At 63.8% G+C, this 20,283-nt stretch carries 18 protein-coding genes; 7 read left to right on the plus strand and 11 right to left on the minus strand.

Annotated elements, in window-relative coordinates; genetic code table 11:
- From VMR39_RS17070 to VMR39_RS17085, 4 genes are all read right to left on the minus strand, one after another.
- A partial coding sequence (locus VMR39_RS17070) for an efflux RND transporter periplasmic adaptor subunit (protein ID WP_414712542.1) occupies window positions 1-1,118 on the minus strand: 1,118 nt, incomplete at its 3' end.
- Window positions 1,115-2,386, minus strand: a complete 1,272-nt coding sequence (locus tag VMR39_RS17075; RefSeq protein WP_325417253.1) for a TolC family protein — start codon at window positions 2,384-2,386, stop codon at window positions 1,115-1,117. The genes VMR39_RS17070 and VMR39_RS17075, both read right to left, overlap by 4 nt.
- 70 nt (window positions 2,387-2,456) lie before the next feature.
- Complete coding sequence (locus tag VMR39_RS17080; protein WP_325417255.1) at window positions 2,457-2,786, minus strand: hypothetical protein; 330 nt, start codon at window positions 2,784-2,786, stop codon at window positions 2,457-2,459.
- A gap of 72 nt (window positions 2,787-2,858) precedes the next feature.
- Window positions 2,859-3,506, minus strand: a complete 648-nt coding sequence (locus VMR39_RS17085; protein WP_325417257.1) for a TetR/AcrR family transcriptional regulator — start codon at window positions 3,504-3,506, stop codon at window positions 2,859-2,861.
- Window positions 3,507-3,588: 82 nt separating this feature from the next.
- Here VMR39_RS17085 and VMR39_RS17090 point away from each other — a divergent pair, with 82 nt between their 5' ends.
- The 3 genes from VMR39_RS17090 to VMR39_RS17100 are packed head-to-tail and all read left to right on the plus strand — an operon-like array spanning window position 3,589 to window position 6,686.
- Complete coding sequence (locus VMR39_RS17090) at window positions 3,589-4,713, plus strand: acyl-CoA dehydrogenase family protein (RefSeq protein ID WP_325417296.1); 1,125 nt, start codon at window positions 3,589-3,591, stop codon at window positions 4,711-4,713.
- 13 nt (window positions 4,714-4,726) lie between these two features.
- Window positions 4,727-5,911, plus strand: a complete 1,185-nt coding sequence (locus tag VMR39_RS17095; RefSeq protein ID WP_325417298.1) for an acetyl-CoA C-acyltransferase — start codon at window positions 4,727-4,729, stop codon at window positions 5,909-5,911.
- A gap of 13 nt (window positions 5,912-5,924) precedes the next feature.
- On the plus strand, window positions 5,925-6,686 hold the full coding sequence (locus VMR39_RS17100; RefSeq protein ID WP_325417259.1) for a 3-hydroxyacyl-CoA dehydrogenase: 762 nt from the start codon (window positions 5,925-5,927) through the stop codon (window positions 6,684-6,686).
- Window positions 6,687-6,702: 16 nt separating this feature from the next.
- On the opposite strand, the gene VMR39_RS17105 is transcribed toward VMR39_RS17100, so the two are convergent.
- A complete protein-coding gene (locus VMR39_RS17105) occupies window positions 6,703-7,692 on the minus strand; it encodes an aldo/keto reductase (RefSeq protein ID WP_325417261.1) in 990 nt (329 codons plus the stop codon).
- Between the two features lie 215 nt (window positions 7,693-7,907).
- Between VMR39_RS17105 and VMR39_RS17110 the strand changes: the two genes are divergently transcribed.
- Window positions 7,908-8,801: a LysR family transcriptional regulator gene (locus VMR39_RS17110; RefSeq protein ID WP_325417264.1), complete on the plus strand. Its 894-nt coding sequence runs from the start codon at window positions 7,908-7,910 to the stop codon at window positions 8,799-8,801.
- Window positions 8,802-9,056: 255 nt separating this feature from the next.
- Here VMR39_RS17110 and VMR39_RS17115 read toward each other — a convergent pair whose 3' ends face one another.
- The gene (locus VMR39_RS17115) at window positions 9,057-10,145 is read right to left on the minus strand and encodes a flagellin (protein WP_325417266.1); all 1,089 of its coding nucleotides are present in this window, start codon (window positions 10,143-10,145) and stop codon (window positions 9,057-9,059) included.
- Window positions 10,146-10,407: 262 nt separating this feature from the next.
- Here VMR39_RS17115 and VMR39_RS17120 point away from each other — a divergent pair, with 262 nt between their 5' ends.
- Entirely contained in the window at window positions 10,408-12,015 is a 1,608-nt protein-coding gene (locus VMR39_RS17120; RefSeq protein WP_325417268.1) for a HAMP domain-containing sensor histidine kinase, read from the plus strand.
- On the plus strand, window positions 12,008-12,607 hold the full coding sequence (locus VMR39_RS17125; RefSeq protein ID WP_325417270.1) for a response regulator transcription factor: 600 nt from the start codon (window positions 12,008-12,010) through the stop codon (window positions 12,605-12,607). The genes VMR39_RS17120 and VMR39_RS17125 overlap by 8 nt, the downstream gene beginning before the upstream one ends.
- Before the next feature lie 3 nt (window positions 12,608-12,610).
- Here the strand turns inward: VMR39_RS17125 and VMR39_RS17130 are convergent, their stop codons facing one another.
- The gene (locus VMR39_RS17130; protein WP_325417272.1) at window positions 12,611-14,140 is read right to left on the minus strand and encodes a right-handed parallel beta-helix repeat-containing protein; all 1,530 of its coding nucleotides are present in this window, start codon (window positions 14,138-14,140) and stop codon (window positions 12,611-12,613) included.
- A 173-nt stretch (window positions 14,141-14,313) separates the two neighbouring features.
- Here VMR39_RS17130 and VMR39_RS17135 point away from each other — a divergent pair, with 173 nt between their 5' ends.
- Entirely contained in the window at window positions 14,314-15,945 is a 1,632-nt protein-coding gene (locus VMR39_RS17135) for a Na+/H+ antiporter (RefSeq protein WP_325417274.1), read from the plus strand.
- A gap of 13 nt (window positions 15,946-15,958) precedes the next feature.
- On the opposite strand, the gene VMR39_RS17140 is transcribed toward VMR39_RS17135, so the two are convergent.
- From VMR39_RS17140 to VMR39_RS17155, 4 genes are all read right to left on the minus strand, one after another.
- Entirely contained in the window at window positions 15,959-17,185 is a 1,227-nt protein-coding gene (locus tag VMR39_RS17140; RefSeq protein WP_325417276.1) for a dicarboxylate/amino acid:cation symporter, read from the minus strand.
- 7 nt (window positions 17,186-17,192) lie between these two features.
- A complete protein-coding gene (gene dgcA / locus VMR39_RS17145) occupies window positions 17,193-18,185 on the minus strand; it encodes an N-acetyl-D-Glu racemase DgcA (protein ID WP_325417278.1) in 993 nt (330 codons plus the stop codon).
- A 5-nt stretch (window positions 18,186-18,190) separates the two neighbouring features.
- Entirely contained in the window at window positions 18,191-19,228 is a 1,038-nt protein-coding gene (gene dgcN / locus VMR39_RS17150) for an N-acetyltransferase DgcN (protein WP_325417280.1), read from the minus strand.
- A 93-nt stretch (window positions 19,229-19,321) separates the two neighbouring features.
- Complete coding sequence (locus tag VMR39_RS17155) at window positions 19,322-20,206, minus strand: LysR family transcriptional regulator (RefSeq protein WP_325417281.1); 885 nt, start codon at window positions 20,204-20,206, stop codon at window positions 19,322-19,324.
- Window positions 20,207-20,283 lie beyond the last annotated feature (77 nt).

Below are 20,283 nucleotides of genomic sequence, written 5' to 3' on the forward strand. Positions count from 1 at the left end.
TCGGCCTTGAGCGTGAAGCTGTTGGTAGTTGCGATCTGCTCGCTGCCTTTGAGGCCGGAGGCGATGATGACGGCGTCGCCGCTCTTGTCGCCAAGCGTCACGGGTGTCGCCTGAAAGCCCTTTGCCGTCCGGACGAAAACCATGGTCTTGCCTTCGACCGTCTGCACGGCTGTCGCCGGCACCCGAACGGCGCGGTCGCCGCCGCTGCCCGACAATTGGACCGACGCCGTTACCGGTTCGCCGACACGCCATTGGCTCTCCCGATTATCGAGCGTCGCGATGACCGGAACGAGCCGTGTCTGCGCATCGAGTATGGGCGAGACGAAGCTTACCCGCGCGGATGCCTGACGCCCCGGCGCAGTGACCATGACGCTGTTGCCCGGCTTCACTCGACCTGCGTCGGCCGGCTGAAGATTGAGCGATAGCGAGACGCTGGCCAGATTGGCGACGCGATACAGTTCCGTGTCGGCTGCTACGGTCTGGCCCAGCACGACGCTGCGCGCGATGACCTGACCTGAAACCGGCGCGACGATTCCCAGCCGGTTCATGTCGCCGCCGCCGCCACCGGCCGCCGACATCTGGCTGATGGCCTGATGATAGGCGATCCGGGCCTCGGTAGCGGCGGTGCGGGCCGCGATCAGATCCTGCTCGGGTGATACGCGCTGGGCGAAGAGCCGCTGTTCGCGCGTGAGATTGGAGTTTGCGAGCGCCAGACGCGCCCGCGATGCCTCGACCTCGCCTTTCAGCATCGCCGCCTCGCGGCTTTCGATGACGGCTAGGGTCTGGCCACGGCCGATCGATTGGCCCAGGTTTCGCGTCAGCGAAACGATACGGCCGGCGATTGCCGCCGACACGACCTGCGTGCCCTGCGGATCACCCTCAATAGTGGCGGGCAGTTCGAGCGTGCCCGAACCGCCGACCGTGGGCCGGCCGATCTGGATCGCTGCCGAGGCGATCTGGTCCTCGCTCAGGACGATCTGTCCTTCATCGGCATGGGCTTCGCCGGCTCCTTCCTCATGCGCAGGCGCTGCCTCATTTCCGGCTCCGCCGCTGCACGCAGCAAGGAACATGGCAAGCGTAAGCGGCAGAAAGGCTACGCGGGTTTTCTTCAACATCATCGGTCAATTTCCTGTTGCGGCACAGGAGCGGTCAACCGCTCCAACTGCGCCCGTGCATTCTGGTAGGCAGCGAGTGCGTCGATCGCGGCGACGCGGGTGTCTGAAAGTGTTCGTTCAGCGTCGAGCAGGTCGAGTTGCCCGAATTTCCCCTCGCGATAGCCGATGCGCGCGATGCGGGCCGCTTCCTGCGCGGCGGCAAGCGCCGGTCCGGTCGCATTGCGCGCCGTGGTTGCGGCATTGTCGGCTGTCGCCTGCGCGTCCGTGATCGCCTGCTCGACATCGATCGCGGCCATGCGGCGCTGCGCCTCGGCCCGCGTTCGCTCGGCATTGGCCTGAGACAGGGCCGCCTTGCCCGCATTGAACAGCGGGATGGGGATGGAGAGGCTGAAGACCGCAGCGGTATCGTTACTGGCCTCCAGCCGGCGCACGGCCGGTCCGGCGGTCAGGTCCGGCATACGCTGCGACTGGGCCAGCCGGACGCCGGCATCGGCGATCGCCACATCTGCGCTGGCGGCGGCCAGAGCCAATGTGCCTTCACCCGTGACGAGCGATGGACCCTGCGTGGCGTCCGGGAGGCTATCGAGCGCGGTGGCATCCAGCCTATCTTCGATCACTCGACCGATACGCCGGCCAAGATTGGTACGGGCAGCCTCGGCGAGCCGCTGGGCACGTTGCATCCCGGCTCCGGCATTCAGGTGCGCAACATCGGCGCGCTGCTCCTCGATGGGTGAGGCGCGGCCTGCCTGAACCCGCACCTTGGCGGCAGAAAGCGCATCCTGGGCGATACGCAACTGGTCACGCGCGGTCGCCAGCCTGCGCTCGGCCGCGACGACATCGACATAAAGCTGCGTCACCTGCAAGCGGATGTCGGCCTGAGTGATCGCCGCCACCAGCAGCGCGCGGCTGGTCTGCGCCTCCGCGACCGCGATGCGCGCGCCACGCTTCCCGCCCAGTTCAATCGGGATGTTGAGGCCGACGGTTGTTTCGGCCTGACTAAACCCACCATAGGGGCCGGAGCCGGCAACATTTTCGACCTGAGTCTGCAATTCGGGATTGGGACGCAGACCTGCGACTGTGCGCGCGGCCCGGGAGGCGGCGATATCCGCCTGGGCTGCGTCGGTCGCCGGTGCATTGCCGCCCGCCGCCGAGACGGCCTGATCAAGTGTAAGAATGGGGGCGGCGCCCCGTTGCGCCGCTATCGATTCCTGTGCCTGCGTCACGGCGACGCAGGTGGTGGCAGCCAGAAAGGCTGCTATGATCCTGTGCATGGAAGAAAATCCTGGCTGAAAGACGTCAGGCCGCTGATGCGCAATGCGCGTCGCGGTCGGCGAGGATCAGTCAGGCGATGGGGGGTCTCAGGTCCGGTCCCGGCGACCAGGGGCCAAGTGCGGCGCTGGAGGCAATCCGCTTGGATTCGGAGGAGCGATCGAACAGCGTTGGCGCGCCGATCTTTCCGGGGAGCAACGAGGCCGAACCATGGCAATTGCCATGATGATGGGGCACGGCCTGATCGCTGTCGCCTTGCGTCTGGTCCCGATCGCCGTCGCTATGGACATAGCCGGAGCATTCCATGACCGCCGCGCCGGTATCCTCACGGGCATGCACGGTCGCCGACACGGTCAATGCCGTGACGATCATGCAGAGAACCATGAAGCTCCAACGCAACATGGAACGGCCCATAAAGGATTTGCGCAATCGTGTCACCGGCCGATTTCCGACGTGACGTGCCGCATATGCGGGTCAGGAGCGCGGCGCCAGCCCGCTGGTGAGGATGTCGACCATCGAAGCCGCGATATCCTCGACGGAGGCCGGCCCCGCCGGATCATGCCATCGCGCCGGCCAGTTGAGGGCGCCAGCCAAGGTGAAGGCCGTCAATTTCACATCGGCCGGCGCGATCGACCCATCGGCAATCCCGTCTTCGATCAGGCCGCGCAGTGCCATGTCGATCGCCCGCTTGCGCGCACGAAACTGCACTGCGCCTTCGTGTGACAGAAATTCGTCTCCCGTGCGTACCATGCAGCGGCCGAAATCCTCCATGTTGATCCGGGCATAATGGCGCAGGAAGCGGCGCAGCCGCTCAAGGCCGGTCCCCGGCTCATGCTTCGCTGCTTCGGCTGCCAGCCGCAGCGGTTCCAGCCCGCGCGTCACGCATTCGATCAGCACCTGCTCCTTGTTGCCGAGATAATGGTAGATGGTCGGCTTGCTGATCCCCAAGGATGCTGCGACATCATCGAGCGAGGTCGCGTGAAAGCCCTGTGCGTTGAACATGCGAACCGCCGCCCGCAGCACGGCTTCACGCTTTTCCTCGCGCTCCCTGATCTTTTCCGCGCGCGACCGAAAGGGGGAAGGCGTGTCGACATCAACGGAAACGGGTGCAGGCTTGGGCAATGAAAACTCCTTGGCTGCACTATTGACAAGAAACGCCGGGATAAGCAATCTACTCATGAGTAAACAAACGACGAGCGAGTATATGCTGACCGATATTCAGCTGTCCGTACGCGACATGGTGAGGGATTTTGCGCAGGCGGCGATCAAGCCTCATAGCGCGCGTTTCGAGGCGGAAGGCGGCTATCCGCCTGCCTTGTTCGAGGAGATGGGGGCACTCGGCCTTTGGGGCATGACCGCGCCGGAGGCCTATGGTGGCGCGGAAACGGACTCTGTATCCTATGCGCTGGCGCTGATGGAAATCGCTGCGGCGGACGGCGCGCTGTCGACCATCGTCTCCATCCAGAACAGCATCATGGTCGGCGGCCTGATGAAGGACGGCAACGACGCGCAGAAACAGCGTTTCCTGCCGGAACTGATTTCCGGCCGTACCATCGGCGCTTTCGCCCTGACGGAGGCTGATGCGGGATCAGATGCCTCGGCCGTCCGAACGAGGGCGCGGAAGGTCGATGGCGGTTGGCTGCTGAACGGTTCCAAGCAGTTCATCACCTCCGGCAGGATCGCCGGACTCGCCATGGTGATCGGCGTCACCGATCCGGATGCCGGGAAGAAGGGACTGTCGGCTTTTCTCATTCCTACCGATCGGCCTGGCTATGTCGTCGACAAGGTGGAGCACAAGATGGGGCAGGGCGCTTCGGACACCTGCGCGTTGCGGTTCGACGACCTTTTCCTGGAGGATGAACTGCTGCTGGGGGAACCGGGGCAGGGTTATCGCATTGCCCTCGCCAATCTGGAAACGGGCCGGATCGGCATTGCCGCGCAATGTGTGGGCATGGCGCAGGCCGCGCTGGAGATTGCGGTGGGCTATGCGAAGGATCGTCGCTCGATGGGCAAGCCGATCATGGAGCATCAGGCGGTGGGCTTTCGCCTGGCCGATCTCGCCACCCGATTGGAGGCCGCACGGCAACTGGTGCTATCCGCCGCTGCCCTGCGCGACGCCGGCCAGCCGGCATTGACCCAGGCATCCATGGCCAAGCTCTTCGCTTCCGAGACCGCCGAAGCTGTCGTGTCGGGCGCGATGCAGACGCTGGGCGGCTATGGCTATCTGGAAGAATATGGCGTCGCCAAAATCTACCGCGATGTTCGGGTCTGCCAGATTTACGAGGGCACGTCCGACATCCAGCGCATGGTCATAGCGCGCAGTCTCTGAAGGGAAATTCATGATGCCAAATGATCCTGTCGTCATCGCAGGCTATGCCCGGACGCCTATGGGCGGGTTTCAGGGTGCGCTGTCTCCGCTCAAGGCCACCGAACTTGGCGCGGCCGCGGTGAAAGCTGCTGTGGAGCGCTCCGGTGTCGCCGCCGATGCGGTCGACCGCATCTATATGGGCTGCGTATTGCCCGCCGGTCTTGGCCAGGCTCCCTCGCGGCAGGCGGCTCTGGGCGCCGGGCTTGGCCTCAATACCGAAGCCACGACCGTCAACAAGATGTGCGGATCGGGCATGCAGGCCGCGATCATGGCGCACGAAGCGCTTGCCGCCGGGACGGCCAACATCATCGTTGCGGGCGGCATGGAGAGCATGACCAACGCGCCTTATGCCTTGCCCAAGCATCGCTCCGGTGCGCGGATCGGCCATGATCGCATCGTCGACACGATGATGATGGATGGGCTGGAGGACGCCTATGAACCGGGCAAGGCCATGGGCGTCTTCGCCGAAGAGGCTGTGCGCGACTATCAGTTTAGCCGCGCCGATCAGGATGATTATGCCATCCGCTCGCTGGCCCGCGCCAATGCAGCGATCGCCAGCGGTGCCTTCGCGCGAGAAATCACACCCGTGACGGTATCGGGCCGGGGTGGTGACATGATCGTCGACACCGACGAACAGCCCGGCAAGGCGCGCCCCGACAAGATCCCGACACTCAAGCCTGCGTTCGTGAAGGACGGCACCATCACCGCCGCCAACGCGTCATCCATTTCTGACGGCGCTGCCGCCTTGGTCATGACGCGCCAGAGCGTCGCGGAAAGGCTGGGCCTGCCTGTAATCGCGAGGGTCGTCGCAACGGCCGCCCATGCTCATGAACCGGCAAAGTTCACTACGGCGCCTGTCCCGGCCATGCGGAAGGCGCTGGAGAAGGCTGGATGGACGGTCGATGATGTCGACCTGTTCGAGGTGAACGAGGCATTTGCCGTCGTCGCGATGATCGCCGCCAGGGAACTGGATATTCCGGCGGATAAGCTGAACGTCAACGGCGGCGCGACGGCGCTGGGCCATCCTATCGGCGCGTCAGGCGCCCGTATCCTCGCGACGCTGATCGGCGCACTGGAACATCGCGGCCTGAAGCGCGGCTTGGCCAGCCTCTGCATCGGCGGCGGCGAAGCCACGGCCATGGCCGTCGAACTGGCCTGAAGGAGACAGCGAAATGGATATACAGGGGAAGTCGGCGATCGTGACCGGCGGTGCATCGGGGCTGGGCAAGGCAACAGCGCAGATATTGGCGGACAGGGGTGCGAAGGTGGCGATCTTCGACCTCAATGAAGAGGCCGGCAGAAGCGCCGCAGCGGAGATCGGTGGCCTCTATGTCGCTGTCGATGTCGCCAACGACGCCAGCGTCGCAGCCGGCCTCGATGCTGCCGAGCAGGCACATGGCGTTGCGCGGATCCTCGTCAATTGCGCGGGCGTCGCGCCGGCGGTGAAGACGGTGGGCAAGGAGAATGCGCCGCATCCGCTCGACACATTTACAAGGACGATTCAGATCAATCTGATCGGAACCTTCAACCTGATTTCCAAGTTCGCCGCGCGGGCGGCAGCGGTCGAGGAACAGGATGGCGAACGTGGCGTCATCGTCAACACCGCCTCTGTTGCCGCCTATGATGGCCAGATCGGGCAAGCGGCCTATAGTGCGTCCAAGGGCGGCGTGGTCGGTATGACCCTGCCCATCGCACGCGATCTGGCCCAGCACAGGATCCGGGTGATGACCATCGCGCCGGGCATCTTCCTGACCCCCATGATGGAGGCTTTCCCGCAGCATGTGCAGGATGCACTGGGTGCGATGGTTCCGCATCCTAGTCGCCTCGGCAAGCCCGCCGAATATGCGCAACTGGTTGAATCGATCGTCCGGAACCCGATGTTGAACGGCGAGGTTATCCGCCTCGACGGCGCCATTCGCATGGCGCCGCGCTGAGGGGACGGGACCGCCTTCAGCGTCCGATGGTTGCCATCAACGGCGCAGGATAGCGCTCGCCCTGGATCGCGATCGCGGCGGCTGCGGCTTCGATCCCGGCCAGGTCGTCCCTGGTCAGCTCGACATCGGCGGCCGCGAGATTTTCTTCCAGGCGATGCAACTTGGTTGTGCCGGGAATGGGGACGATCCATGGCTTCTGCGCCAGTAGCCAGGCGAGCGCGATCTGCGCGGGTGTCGCGCCCTTGTCCCGCGCGATCCGGGTCAGCAGATCGACCAGAGCCTGATTGGCGACCATAGCTTCGGGCGTGAAGCGCGGCAGTATCTTGCGGAAGTCATCGTCGCCCAGTGATGTTTTCGCGCTCATAGCGCCTGTCAGGAAACCCTTGCCGAGCGGGCTGTAGGGCACCAGCCCGATCCCCAGTTCCTCGCACGCTTCCAATATGCCGTTCGTTTCCGGCCCTCGTGTCCAGAGCGAATATTCATTCTGCAATGCCGACACGGGCTGGATCGCATGGGCGCGGCGCACCGTAGCGGCGCTCGGCTCGGATAGTCCGAAATGCCGGACCTTGCCTTCCGCAATCAGTTCCTTGACCGTGCCGGCCACATCCTCGATCGGTACCTGCGGATCGACGCGATGTTGGTAGAAAAGGTCGATCACCTCGACGCCCAGCCGCTTCAGCGAAGCATCGGCCACAGCCCGGATATTGTCCGGCCGGCTATTCAGCCCGTTCTGTTTGCCATCGTCGATGTCGAACCCGAATTTGGTCGCGATCACGACCCGTTCGCGTACCGGCTGCAATGCCGCGCCGACGACTTCCTCGTTGACATAGGGGCCATAGACCTCGGCGGTGTCGAAGAAGGTGACGCCGCGGTCCACCGCCTGACGGATCAGGGTGATGCCCTCTTCCTTGCTCAGCGAATGGCCGTAGCCGAAACTGATCCCCATGCAGCCAAGGCCGAGGGCGGATATTTCCAGCCCACTCTTGCCCAGAAAACGCGTCTTCATCTGTGACCTCCTGCCCGAACGGGTATTAATCGGCGGAACTGCACGGGATTGGTCCCGCATCATGCGGCGGCATCATCCTGCGGCTCTGCCTTGTCGCTCAGCATCTATGGTTAAGTCGTCCATTTGATAAGCTCATCAAATCCGCATAGACCTATGCAGAACATTCATGAAATTCGGCTTGGCTCTGATGCGCATGCCTATGATGGAAATAGTCGATGAGAAGAGATCGATTGGTCGACCTGAACGCGTTCCTGGCTGTAGCGGAAGAGCAGAGTTTCACCCGCGCGGCGGCCAAGCTCAATGTATCCCAATCGGCGCTCAGCCACACCATCCGGCGTCTGGAGACTCATCTCGGCGTGCGCCTGCTGACCCGGACGACCCGCCGTGTTTCCGTAACGGAGGCCGGGCAGAAGTTGTGCGACACGTTGCGACCCGCGCTGGACGATATCGACCAGCAACTCGCCGAGATCAGCGAATTGGGTGGCAGGCCATCAGGGACGATCCGTATCACTTCGTCCCGGCGCGCGGCAGAGACGATACTCTGGCCTGCGCTCAAGCCGCTGCTACGCCGTTATCCGGAAATCCGGGTGGAAGTGAGCATCGACAGCAGCCTTACCGACATCGTCGCCGAACGGTTCGATGCTGGCATCCGGCTGGGCGAGCAACTGGCCAGGGACATGGTCGCCGTCCGGATCAGCCCGGACCAGCGGATGGCCGTCGTCGGATCGCCAGCCTATTTCGAAAGTCACGTCAGGCCAATGACGCCGCAGGATCTGGCGCATCATATGTGTATAAACCTGCGCCTGCTCTCGGCGGGCGGGCTGTATGCGTGGGAAATGGAGAAAGACGGTCGGGAAATCCGGGTAAGGGTCGATGGCCAGATCGTGTTCAACGATGCACAGATGGTCGTCCAGGCGGCGATCGACGGATACGGCCTTGCCTGCACGATCGAGGATCATGTGCGCGACCAGATTGCCGATGGCAGGCTCATTCGCGTGCTGGATGAATGGTGCCCGCCATTTCCGGGCTATCATCTCTATTATCCCAGCCGACGCCAGCAATCCGCCGCCTTCGCGCTGCTGGTCGACGCGCTCCGCTATCGGGGATGACATGTCATCGTTGCAGCCTGTTATGCTCGCGGCCCCTCGATCTGCTCCACAGATGCCGCAATGGCGTGTCCGCCCATATTTCCAGCGTTACCGGCATATTTGGACAATTTGGCATGCCGGTCCTAATCTTCGCTCCCTCTGTAGCCATGGCGTTGACCACGCATAGCGCCTGCGCGGTCGAAATCCGCCCGATATGCATGAGAGAAAGCACGTCTGTGCCCTCATCAATCCGTGCCATTCCGTCCAAACCGAGCCTTATTCGATCAGCTTGAGTACATCCTGCTGCCGGGCATTGGCTTGTGCCAGCATGGCGGTGGCGGCCTGAGACAAGATCTGGCTCCTGGCCAACGCGGTGGTTTCAGCGGAAAAATCGGCATCTTCTATCCGCGACCGTGCTTCCGTCAGATTGACGATGCTATCGTCCATCTGAGCCGACAGGGATTCAAGCCTGCGTTGCGAAGAGCCGAGCGCGATGCGCGCCGTGGCGATCTGATCCAGTGCTGCGTCGATGACTGTTAGCCCGGTCCGGGCCGTCACGCCAATGGCTGCAAAGGATTTATAGTCGGAATCGGTGTAGGCGACATGGCCGGCAGGATCAGCCCAGCTATAATGGCCGCCGCTATCATAGCCCCATACCGGTGCAACATCGACATCCTGCGTCAGGGTGAGATCTATGTTGCCGATACCGACAAAGCGCATTGTTCCGCTAACGGCGATATCCGTACCGAGGAGGGTAAAATTGTCGTCATTGCTGCGCAGGGTCGGCAAAGTTATGGTGACGGTATCGTCGGAATTGGGACCGGCTTGTACCGTGATGGTGCCCGATCCCGCATTATGGAGTGGCTCGTCCTGATCACTGCCATACACGTCATAGTCGCGGAAATCGCCGTCCCGATTATAGTCCCGCGCCACGATACCGCGCGACGTATCGGAAAATAGAGCGATGCCGTTGAACGCCGCATTTCCCAGAAGCGCATCGATATGCGCGACCGTCTGGGAAAACTCGGTCTGGAGTGCCGCACGATCATCCATGTCCAGAACGCCGTTGTTGGCCTGAAGCGACAATTCGCGCAGTCTTTGCAGGCTGTTCTCTACCTCGCCCAGTACGCCCTCGGCAGTCTGGGTCAGCGAGATGGCATCGGCGGCGTTGCGTTTGCCGACCTCCAGCCCGCGAATCTGGCTGGTCATGCTGCTGGCGATGGCAAGGCCTGCGGCATCGTCCTTGGCTGAATTGATCCGCTTGCCGGTGGACAGGCGTTGGGCCGCCTCAGCCTGAGCCTTGCCCGCCGTTTCGATGGCGCGCTGCGCGCGCAACGCCGCGCTGTTGGTGCCGATGACGCTCATAAGTCCGCCCCATTTGTCGCTTGCTGGCTTCGCCGGACGCGTCGTCAGGAAGACGCCTGGCGCACGACCCGGCGCCTGGACAGGATCCGGGCGACGCGGGTCGCAAGGCGCCGCCCGGAAACCGAAGCCGTTTCTTGCCTCGATCGCGGACGGCAATGGGCCATGGCAGCCCTATCTGCCTATCCGGACAATTTCCGGGGGTAGGACGATGGCAGGGAATTTCCCTGCTTGGCAACGACTTGACATCTATTAGGACGATGCCATGTCAACCGTGCCCGTCATCCTGTCCTTCAAAAGATTATTACCGCGCGCTGACGCAGAAATCGGCTGGCGCACCTTGCTGCTGCTGGCCGCCTACCCCATCGCCTTCAAACTGGCGCATATCGTGGCCAGTCCTTGGGGCGGCGCTCATTATTTCAGCCTCTGGTTCCCAGCTGCCGGGGTCCGCTTTGCGCTGCTCTGGCAAATCGGCGCGCGCTACACGCCGGTCATCCTTGCCGAGGAATGCCTGATCCAGTTAATGACCGGCACGATCAGCTTGGCGCATCCGGAATTTTTCAACCATCTTTGCGGCGTCGCTCGGGCGCCCTTGTCCTATGGTATCATGGTAGCGCTGGTACGCCTGATGGAAAGGCGCGGCCGATCTGAACTCGCCATCGCGCCCATGCCGTTCGGCCTGGCTGCGGTACTCGCGCCGACGCTCGCCTCCTTTTCCGCCGGCCTGTCCGAATGGGTCTGGCCCGGCATATCCACCGATATGTCGAACCAGCCTTTTGCTACCACCATCGCTGCCTTTCTGGTGGGTGATTTGCTGGGCGTGCTGCTGATCGCGCCGCCGCTCCTCTGGATTTCGAACATCGCCGATCGGTCCTTGCCTTCGCTTCCGCCAGTTGGGCGCATGGGCGAGGCGGGTGCGGTGTTCGGCATCGGTTGGCTGCTGGCTGGGGCATTGGCGGCGGTCGAGCCTCAGATCGCCGTTACCCCCGTCCTGATCGGTACAATCTGGGCGGGGCTGCGCTGTGGCCGTCATGGGGCATGGGTGGCAATCATGATATCGGCTGCGGTCATCCTGCCTTGGTCGGCGTCCCTGACTTCCACTGCGACTCGCTTTTCCTTGCACATGAGCCTTGCGGCGATGGCGATCGCGGCCTATCTGGCAGGCAGTTTCGCAGAAGCCCAGTTGCGCGCGCGACAGGACATCGCCCGGCGCGATCGTATCTTGTTCCAGGCGGAACGGCTCAAGACACTCCGCGCCATGTCGGTCGCGATCATTCATGAAATCAGTCAGCCGCTGTCGACCCTCGCGATCGAAACACGTCATCTTGCCGCGCTGGGGCAGCAGCCCGATCCGGACATGAGTGACATGCGCGAGAGTATCGCCCTGGTCGAAAGCAAGGCTACGCTGCTTGCCAATATGGTCAGGCGTTTGCGCAGCTTCGGTGGTCGCGCGGTCGACGAGCCTTCGGCCATTCCCGTCGGCCGCCTGCTGCGCGATTGCGCGTCGCTGGTGGCAGGCGAGGCGCGAAGCCTTGGCTGTAGCATCGATCTCCCGACGATCCACGAGGCGATCAGCACCGTGGGGCATGAGATAGAAATCACGCAGATCCTGCTCAACCTTGTCCGCAACGCCATGCTGGCTGCTCCCGGAACGGTGGTCGGGATCGAAGTGGACGTCGAAACCGACATGGTCGCCATCCATGTAACCAATGCGGTGCGCGCTCAGGCATCCGACTATGGCGGCATGGGCATAGGCCTGCTCGTGGCGAGAGCCATTGCAGACGCTCATGGTGGCGCACTCACGCGTGAAAAGCAGCCGGGGCGGGTGCGGCACAGCGTCAGGCTACCGCTTGCAGGGGCAAAAAATGGCTGAAGAAACAGGCCAGGTGATTGTCCATGTCGTTGACGACGATGCTGACCTTGGTAGTTCCGTAGCCCGTCTATTGCGGCGGCACGGTCATTCCGCGCAATCGTTCGAGAAGCCTGCGGTGATGCTGGGTCACCAGGCGCAGGAGCGCGCTCATTGCCTCGTCACCGACGTGATGATGGCGGACATGGACGGCTTCGCTTTCGCGGAGCGGATGCGTGCGCAGGATCCGGCGATGGCTATCATCTTCATGACTGCCTGGCCCACGACAGCCAATGCAGTGGATTCCATTCGCCGCTATGGCGGCCTCGACTATCTCGAAAAGCCTCTGGACGAGGAGCGTCTCGTTGCGGCGGTAGAAGAGGGCGCGCGATGGAGCATGGGCCGCAGAAATGCGCTTGCGCGGATCGCCCCCTTGACGCCGCGCGAGCGCGAAGTGCTGCATTGCCTGGCACAAGGCATGAGCAACAAGATGGTCGCCGCCGCTTTGGCGCTCAGCCCAAAGACGATCGAGGATCATCGCGCGGCGATCGTCGCCAAGACGGGGGCTACTACGGCGGCGGCGCTGATCTCGCTGGTGCGCGACGCCATGGGCTGATCGTCAGCGCCGCGCTTCAAAGAAAGAGGAACGGCGCGGCTGCTTCAGGTCGACCGATCCGCTTAGTTCGCGTTGAAGCATCGTCAGCATCCAAGTGCGATGGCGGGCGATGAAATCACTATATCCATCGGGTTTTGCCGGATTGAAGGTCGGCACCTGCCAGTCCGCCGGGCGCTCCACATAGGGAATGAGTATCTGCCCGGCTCCGTCCTCGGGCAGGTCGATATGGCTGCCGAGATAGCTGTTGCCCTTGAAACGGATGAACTCGGCTGGAGCGAAGCCGGCCTTGATCATATAGTCTGGACCGCTGCGACCGCTCTCGCTGCCATAGCGTGCCGTACCGGCCACGTAAAAGCGATTGTCGTTGAAGCGCACGTCGCGCGCCCAGCCGTCCCACTGGGTGGCGACGATCATCTGAACGTCCATCTTCGCGCCGACATGGATGACATTCTTCTCGATCACGGCGTCGGAAACGTTGCCGGACAGCTGGAAGACGCGCGTGCCATCGTTTCGGCTGACATTGTAGCGCGCCACGGTCCCACGATTGCCCAGATTATCCTTGTCGTTCCGCCTGGGCGAGCAGATCAGCAGGAAACCACCGGCATTGTCGTGACTGTAATTGTAGAGGATCGTGGTGCGGCGCGAGTTAAAGTCGGAATCGAAGCCCTGCCCGTCATAGCGGGTCTTGGTGTAGGCGGCCTCGTTGAGCTGGATCAGGCTGTTGTCCGTGCTCCATTGCCAGATGCCCGCATTATAGCCCGGCGCCCGACTGCCCGCATAGCGCACGATATTATGTTCGATCAGTGCGCCGTCGGTGCCGCGCGGGACGATGCCGTCTCCGCCGATATCCTCGACATAGTTGTCGCGGATGACGACGCCTTCGCTCGGAAACCAGTTGAGGAACGTCACCCGGTCGCTGATGCCGGCAATGCCCGATCGGTCGACCTTCCAGATGATGTTGCGTTCGATCGCGAGATCCTGGAACCGCGTGGCGAGGCGCTGGCCGATGGCGCGAAAGACGATGCCGCCATTATCCTTGCGATCGTTGGTGCCGCGCACATCATGGATATACATGTCGCTGATGCGGATGCCGCGCGTGACGCCGCGATCCTCCGCCGACACGAGAACGCCGAAGCGCTGGGCCGGGGTAGGGGCGGTGTTGGTGATTTCGATCCCGCTGACCGACACATATTCGGCGTTGAGGACACCAACGCCATGGGGAGAGATGCCGCCGACATCGATGCGCGGCCTTATGCCGACGCCGGTGGCGCTGACGGTGATCGGCGCCCCGGACCTTCCGGAGCGGGCGAGGGTGAGCGGTTCCTTCCACGCCGACCCGGCGACCAGCAGCACCTGGTCGCCGGGCTTCAGCGGAAAGTCGCGCACGCGTGCCAGCGACCGCCAGGCGCGGACGTCGGACAGCCCATCGAACCGATCGTCCCCCGTTGCCGAATTGACATAATAGGTTTCTGCACTGGCTGCACCGGTAGAACTGGTGGCCAACAACAATGCCCAGATGATTTTGCCCGCCACGCCCGACAATCAGAGACTTTCCAGAAACATGAATTCCATCTCCATCATCCAGATCGGGGGCTGAATGCAAGGTGAAGCCATAATGAAAAATCGCCGTCATTTTCCAATAGGGTTGCCTTCATCGTTCGGACTTACCAAAGATAGGCCGTCACCAACTTTGCCGGAGCGGACTTTTGGAATCAGTCTCGATCGTACTTTTCCTGTTATTGGCTGTCGTCATCAGCGGCGCCGTGTCCCGAATGCTGCCGGTGTCGATCCCGACCCCGCTGGTGCAGATTTTGCTGGGCGGCGTGATCGGACTGTCGACATCCTATCGCGTCGAGCTTGATCCCGAACTTTTCCTGCTCCTTTTCCTGCCGCCGCTGCTGTTCCTCGACGGGTGGCGGATACCCAAGGATGAATTGCTAAAGGACGTGTCGACCGTCGTCGAACTTGCCCTTGGACTGGTGCTGATGACTGTGATCGGCATGGGGCTGTTCATCCATTGGATGATACCTGCCATGCCGCTGGCGGTCGCCTTCGCGCTGGCGGCGGTCGTGTCGCCGACCGATCCGATTGCGGTGTCTGCCATCGCCGCGCGTGTCCCGATCCCCAAGCGGATGATGCACATACTCGAAGGAGAATCGCTGCTCAACGATGCGTCGGGTCTGGTGTGTTTGCGCTTCGCGATCGCCGCTGCGCTGACCGGAACCTTCTCCGCTGGGGCGGCCACGCTCAATTTCCTCTGGGTCGCGGGTGCGGGGCTTGCCATCGGCGTCTTGGTGACGCTGGTCGTAACGCGCGCCAAGGCATGGGTCACGAAGCGCTGGGGGGAGGATAGCGGTTCGCAGATTCTCGTCAGCCTGCTCATCCCCTTCGGCTCCTATCTGGTGGCCGAGCATGTCCACGCCTCGGGCATTCTTGCGGCAGTGAGCGCGGGCGTGACCATGACCTTCGCCGAAATCTCCCGTCAGGCGATGGCGGTGACGCGGATGCGTCGCAACTCGGTGTGGGACACGATCCAGTTCTCCTTGAACGGCATCATCTTCGTGCTGCTGGGCGAGCAATTGCCGGCGATCCTGGCCGGCGCAAAGCAGACCGTTGCCGTCACCGGACATAGCCAGCCCTGGTGGCTGGCCATCTATATCGTCGCGATCGTCACGGGCCTGGCGGCGCTGCGCTTCCTATGGGTTTGGGCTTCGCTGAAATTCACCATCCTGCGCAGGCGGCAGAAGGACGTGCCGATCCACAGCACCGACTGGCGGCTGATCGCGGCTATGTCCTTTGCCGGCGTGCGCGGTGCGATCACCCTGGCCGGCGTGCTGACCATCCCGCTGGTACTGAACGACGGCACGCCCTTCCCGGCGCGCGATCTGGCGATCTTCCTGGCGGCGGGCGTCATCATCGCCTCGCTGGTACTGGCCAGCATAGCCCTGCCGATCCTGCTCAAGGGGCTGACCATGCCGCCAGAACCGTCGAAGCAGGCGGAGGAGGATCAGGCGCGGATCGCCACTGCGGAGGCTGCTATCCAGGCGATCGAGCGGCACCAGCATGCCCTGGCCGAGGATCGCGGCGATGCCGATCTCTACGCGACGACCGGCGCGCGCGCGATGGACTTCTATCGCGAACGGATCGAGGGACTGAGCGAAGGGCAGGCGGTGCAGATGCGCTTGCAGGACAGGCTGTTCAGCCAGTTCCGCCTGGTTGGCGTGAAGGCTGAACGCGCGGCGATCGCTCAACTCGTCCGGGGGCGCAGGATCGGCAGCGAAACCGCGCGCAAGCTGACGCGCGAACTCGATCTGGCAGAAGCCCGGCATCAGGGATGATGCTAGGGGCTGGTTAAGCCTCGATCGCCCGCTCCTGCCGCGCGACGACGGCCGTGACGGTGAGGTTTGCGCTGGCGCTGGCGACGGTGCGGGTCATGTCGAGCAGCCGGTCGAATGGCAGGACGAAGCCTACCACCAGCGCCGTCTGTTCCGGGGAGACACCAACGGCAGACAGCACCGCGGCGAGCATGAAGAGCGAGGCGGACGGAATGGGCGCGGTGCCGAAAGCGGCGAGCGACCCGGTCAGCAGCATGATCGCCAGCATCGTCGGATCAGGATGAACGCCCAGCGCCTGAAGGCTGAATATGCTGAGCAGGCCGACATACATGGCGGTCCCGTCCTTGCCGATGCTGGCACCGATCGGCAGCACGGTAGATGCGACGGCCGGTTCGATGCGCAACTCCTCCTGCGCGACGCGCAGCGCGACCGGCAGGGTCGCCGCCGAGGAAGCGGTGGAGAAGGCGACCAGCAGCGGATCGATCGCCGCGCTGAAGAAGCGGCGTACCGGGAGGCGCGCGACCAGCTTGATGAGCGGCAGATGGACGATCAGCATCTGCGCAACCACGCCCAGCAACACGCAGAGCGCCAGCCAGCCGATATTGGTGAAAACCGCGATGCCATTGTCCGCGACGGCTTTTGCGATCAGCGCAAGGACGCCGAAGGGTGTGATTTCCATGACGAGGCGGACGAGGTGGAACAGCACCCGGCTGGCCGATTGCAGCATGCCCGCCATAGGCCGGCCTTCCTCCCCGGCCAGGATGACGCCGAAGCCGAACAGCATGGCAAAGAAGATGATCGCCAGCATGTCGCCTTCGGCGAGCGACTGGACGATATTGACCGGGACGATGCCTATCAGCTGGTCGTGCAGCGATTTGGCCTCGCCCAGTGCATGGGGTATCGCCTTGCCCAGCGCCGCGCCGGTGCCGGGGCCAACCAGCAGGCCCAGCGCCATGCCGACCGAAACGGCGCAGGCGGTGGTGAAGGCAAAGAGGAGGACGGTGCGCCCGCCGACCGACCCCAGCCGGCGCGGATCGGCCAGCGCCGTCACGCCCGACGCGATCGACACGAAGACGATCGGGACGACCAGCATACGGATCAGTCGGACGAATAGTTCGCCGACAAAGGCTATCCAGGGTGCGGCGGCGGGCCAGAACAGGCCGAGCGCGACGCCGACGACCAGCCCGGCCAGGACGCGCTGCCAGAGCGGGATGGCAAACCAGCGACGGGCGAGCGCTGCCATCGCGGGGTTACAGTCCGCCCCAGAAGCCCGGCCGCGGTGGCAGCAGATGGCCGCGATCGCCAGTGACTCCGCCCTCGCGATCGGCCGAGAGCCAGAGCGGCCCGTCGAGATCGACGAAGGCGCTGCCGGCCGCGATCGCCCAGGCGGGCGCAATCGAGAGCGAGGAGCAGATCATGCAGCCGGTCATGACGGCAAGGCCATGGGTGCGCGCCGCTTCGGCAAGGTCGAGCGCGGCGGTGAGGCCGCCCGCCTTGTCGAGCTTGATATTCACCACGCCATAGCCGTTGGGCAGGCTATCGAGATCGGCGGCGACATGGACGGATTCGTCGGCGGCGATCAGGATGGCCGATTGGAAGCCGTTCAGGTCGCCATCCTCATGCGCGGGCAGCGGCTGTTCCAGCAGGTCGATGCGCAGGTCCAGCATCAGAGCCTGAAGGTCGCTGACCTCCGCGATGGTCCAGCTTTCATTGGGGTCGACGATCATGCGCGGCCTTGGCGCGGCGGCGCGAACGGCGCGGAGCTGGGCGGCGGGATCGTTGCGATCGACCTTCACCTTGATGAGCGGCACATCGGCCAGCGCGGCGGCGGCCAGTCCCATGGCGTCGGGCGTGTCGAGGCCGACGGTCATGGCGGTGGCGATAGGGCGCAGCGGCTTTTCGAGGCCGAGGGCGGTCGCGAGATCGCCGCCCGTCAGCTTCAGTTCCAGATCCCAAAGCGCGCAGTCTACCGCATTGCGTGCCGCACCCGCCGGCAGGATTTCGAGCAGGCCGCGACGGCCGATGCCGCTTTCCAACGCCTCCCGCACCGCTTCGATCTCGGCTATGCTAGTGTCGACGCTCTCGCCATAGCGCGGGTAGGGGACGCATTCGCCCCAGCCGACGATGCCATCTTCAGAGACGGTGACGGTAACGACCTCCGCAGCGGTCTTGACGCCGCGCGAGATGCGGAAGGGAGTGGCGAGGGGGAAAATCTCCCCCAGGGCGGTCAGCGTGCGGCGCATGGGATTCAGGCATTCTCCGTGACGGGGGCGGCTATCGCGGCGTCGCTCTCCAGCAGCCGGTCGAGGATCGCCTCCACACCCATGCGATAGGGATCGGAACAGGGCAAGCCGAACTCTTCGGCCGTGCGGGCGCATAGCGCGATGGCGTCGGCTTCTGCCATCGCCGAAGTGTTAAGCGCGATGCCGACGACGCGGACGTCCGGATTGGTTAGCCGCGCGGTGCGCAGGTTCGCTTCCAGACATTCGGCCAGACCGGGCGGGGTGTAGTGCGGCAGGCCGCGCATGCTCTGGCGCATCGGGTCATGGCAGAGCACCAGCGCGTCGGCCTGGGCGCCATGGAGCAAGCCCGTCGACACGCCCGCGAAGGAAGGATGGAAGAGCGAACCCTGCCCCTCGATCAGATCCCAGCCGCCATCATGGCGATCGGGCGAAATCTGTTCGATCGCGCCGGAGATGAAGTCCGCCACCACTGCGTCGAGCGGTACACCATCGCCCGCGATCAATATGCCGGTCTGGCCGGTGGCGCGGAAATCGGCAGGCACGCCGCGCGCCGCGAGCGCACGGGCAAGGCAGAGCGTCGTATACATCTTGCCGACCGAACAGTCGGTGCCGACGGTCAGGAGGCGCTTGCCCGCGCGCTTCCTGCCATTGCCGACCGGAATGTCGTCGTGCGGATCGCGGACATCGTGGAGCGCACGGCCAAGGCGCGCAGCGGCTTCGACCAGACGCGGTTCGTCCTTCAACCGCTGGTGCAGGCCGGACGCGATGTCGAGGCCGACTTCCATCGCCGCGAGGGCATCGCGCACCAGATCTTCGCCGAGCCTGCCGCCGGCATTGGCGATGCCCAGCACCAGCGTCCGGGCGCCGGCGGCATAGGCAGCGGCGAAGTCCATGCGCGGGAGGCTGAGCGTCAGGCCGCAATCGTCATGGCGGAACTCGCCCACGCAGATGTCCGGGCGGAATACCGCAAGGCCGCGAGACGTCTTGATGCCGATCTCGTCATTGCTGTGGCCGAGATAGAGGAGATAGGGGGTGGCGATCATGGCGTTTCCGAACCTGTGCTGATGGGACGTCCGCTTTACCGCTCCGGGCGGATCAGCCCCAATAGCAAGGCCCACATAGGCTATAGCCTGACGCTATAGGCTCTCGATCACCTCCGACAGGAGGTCGAGAAATTCGGATGCGGTCTTCGACGGCGGCCGGTTCTGGAGATAGACGGCGTTGATGTCGAAGGTGATAGCCGGCTGGAGTGGCCGGCTCGACAGGCCCTGCGTCGTGGAGGCGTGGGCGGTGAAATTGTCGACGATCGCCATGCCGACCCCCGCGCGAACCAGGGCGGCGGCGATATAATAGGTGCGGGCCGAAACGACCTCGTCCAGTTCGACGTCGAGGCGGTTGAGTTCGCTGGAGAGGACGCGGCCAATCGGTCCGCTCTGGACCGGGCTGATGAACTTGTGGTCGCGCAGTTCCTCCAGATGGAGGCGGCTGGGCGCTTCGGGCATATCCTCCTCGCGGTAGAGGACGACCAGTTCGCCCTCGCCGATCACCTGATGGGCGACGGGGGCGGACAGGGGTACTTCGAAGCTGATCGCGATGTCGGTTTCGCGCTCGTAAAGTTTGCGTACCATTTCATCATGATGCAACGTTTGGAGGTCGAACATGATGTCCTCATGCCCGCGCAGGAAACGCGCGACCGCATCGGGGATCGCGCCAAGGCCGAGCGACGGCAGCGCGGAGACGCGGAGCAGCGCGCCGCGTCCATGGCGCATATTCTGGGCCGCCTGACGCAGCGACCGCACCCGGTCCTGAATGTCGGAGACTTCGGCGAAGAGGGTGCGGGCATCCTGGGTCGGGATCAACCGGCCCTTGGCGCGCTCGAACAAAGGCAGGCCGATGGAGCGTTCGGCATGACGCAGCACCTTGGTCACGGCAGGCTGCGACACGTTGAGCGCGCGGGCGGCGGCGCTGACCGTGCCGTGCAGATAGACGGCGTGGAAAATCTCGATCTGGCGCAGGTTCATAGGCGTTATCCCCTCTGACTGCGGCCCGTCCTTGCAGCCAACGACAGTGACGCGTCGAACCGCTATGACATCCGGTT

Origin of the sequence: Sphingobium sp. (assembly GCF_035511395.1) — a bacterium.
GTDB lineage: Bacteria > Pseudomonadota > Alphaproteobacteria > Sphingomonadales > Sphingomonadaceae > Sphingobium.

Bases quoted from the DNA above. Each gene is read 5' to 3' on its own strand.
- VMR39_RS17140 (WP_325417276.1), bottom strand. From the start codon at position 17,185: ATGGCAGCGCTCGCCCGTCGCTGGTTTGCCATCCCGCTCTGGCAGCGC.
- VMR39_RS17155 (WP_325417281.1), bottom strand. From the start codon at position 20,206: ATGAACCTGCGCCAGATCGAGATTTTCCACGCCGTCTATCTGCACGGC.
- VMR39_RS17110 (WP_325417264.1), top strand. From the start codon at position 7,908: ATGAGAAGAGATCGATTGGTCGACCTGAACGCGTTCCTGGCTGTAGCG.
- VMR39_RS17090 (WP_325417296.1), top strand. From the start codon at position 3,589: ATGCTGACCGATATTCAGCTGTCCGTACGCGACATGGTGAGGGATTTT.
- VMR39_RS17105 (WP_325417261.1), bottom strand. From the start codon at position 7,692: ATGAAGACGCGTTTTCTGGGCAAGAGTGGGCTGGAAATATCCGCCCTC.
- VMR39_RS17115 (WP_325417266.1), bottom strand. From the start codon at position 10,145: ATGAGCGTCATCGGCACCAACAGCGCGGCGTTGCGCGCGCAGCGCGCC.
- VMR39_RS17075 (WP_325417253.1), bottom strand. From the start codon at position 2,386: ATGCACAGGATCATAGCAGCCTTTCTGGCTGCCACCACCTGCGTCGCC.
- VMR39_RS17080 (WP_325417255.1), bottom strand. From the start codon at position 2,786: ATGTTGCGTTGGAGCTTCATGGTTCTCTGCATGATCGTCACGGCATTG.
- VMR39_RS17100 (WP_325417259.1), top strand. From the start codon at position 5,925: ATGGATATACAGGGGAAGTCGGCGATCGTGACCGGCGGTGCATCGGGG.
- VMR39_RS17120 (WP_325417268.1), top strand. From the start codon at position 10,408: ATGTCAACCGTGCCCGTCATCCTGTCCTTCAAAAGATTATTACCGCGC.
- VMR39_RS17095 (WP_325417298.1), top strand. From the start codon at position 4,727: ATGCCAAATGATCCTGTCGTCATCGCAGGCTATGCCCGGACGCCTATG.
- dgcN (WP_325417280.1), bottom strand. From the start codon at position 19,228: ATGATCGCCACCCCCTATCTCCTCTATCTCGGCCACAGCAATGACGAG.
- VMR39_RS17125 (WP_325417270.1), top strand. From the start codon at position 12,008: ATGGCTGAAGAAACAGGCCAGGTGATTGTCCATGTCGTTGACGACGAT.
- dgcA (WP_325417278.1), bottom strand. From the start codon at position 18,185: ATGCGCCGCACGCTGACCGCCCTGGGGGAGATTTTCCCCCTCGCCACT.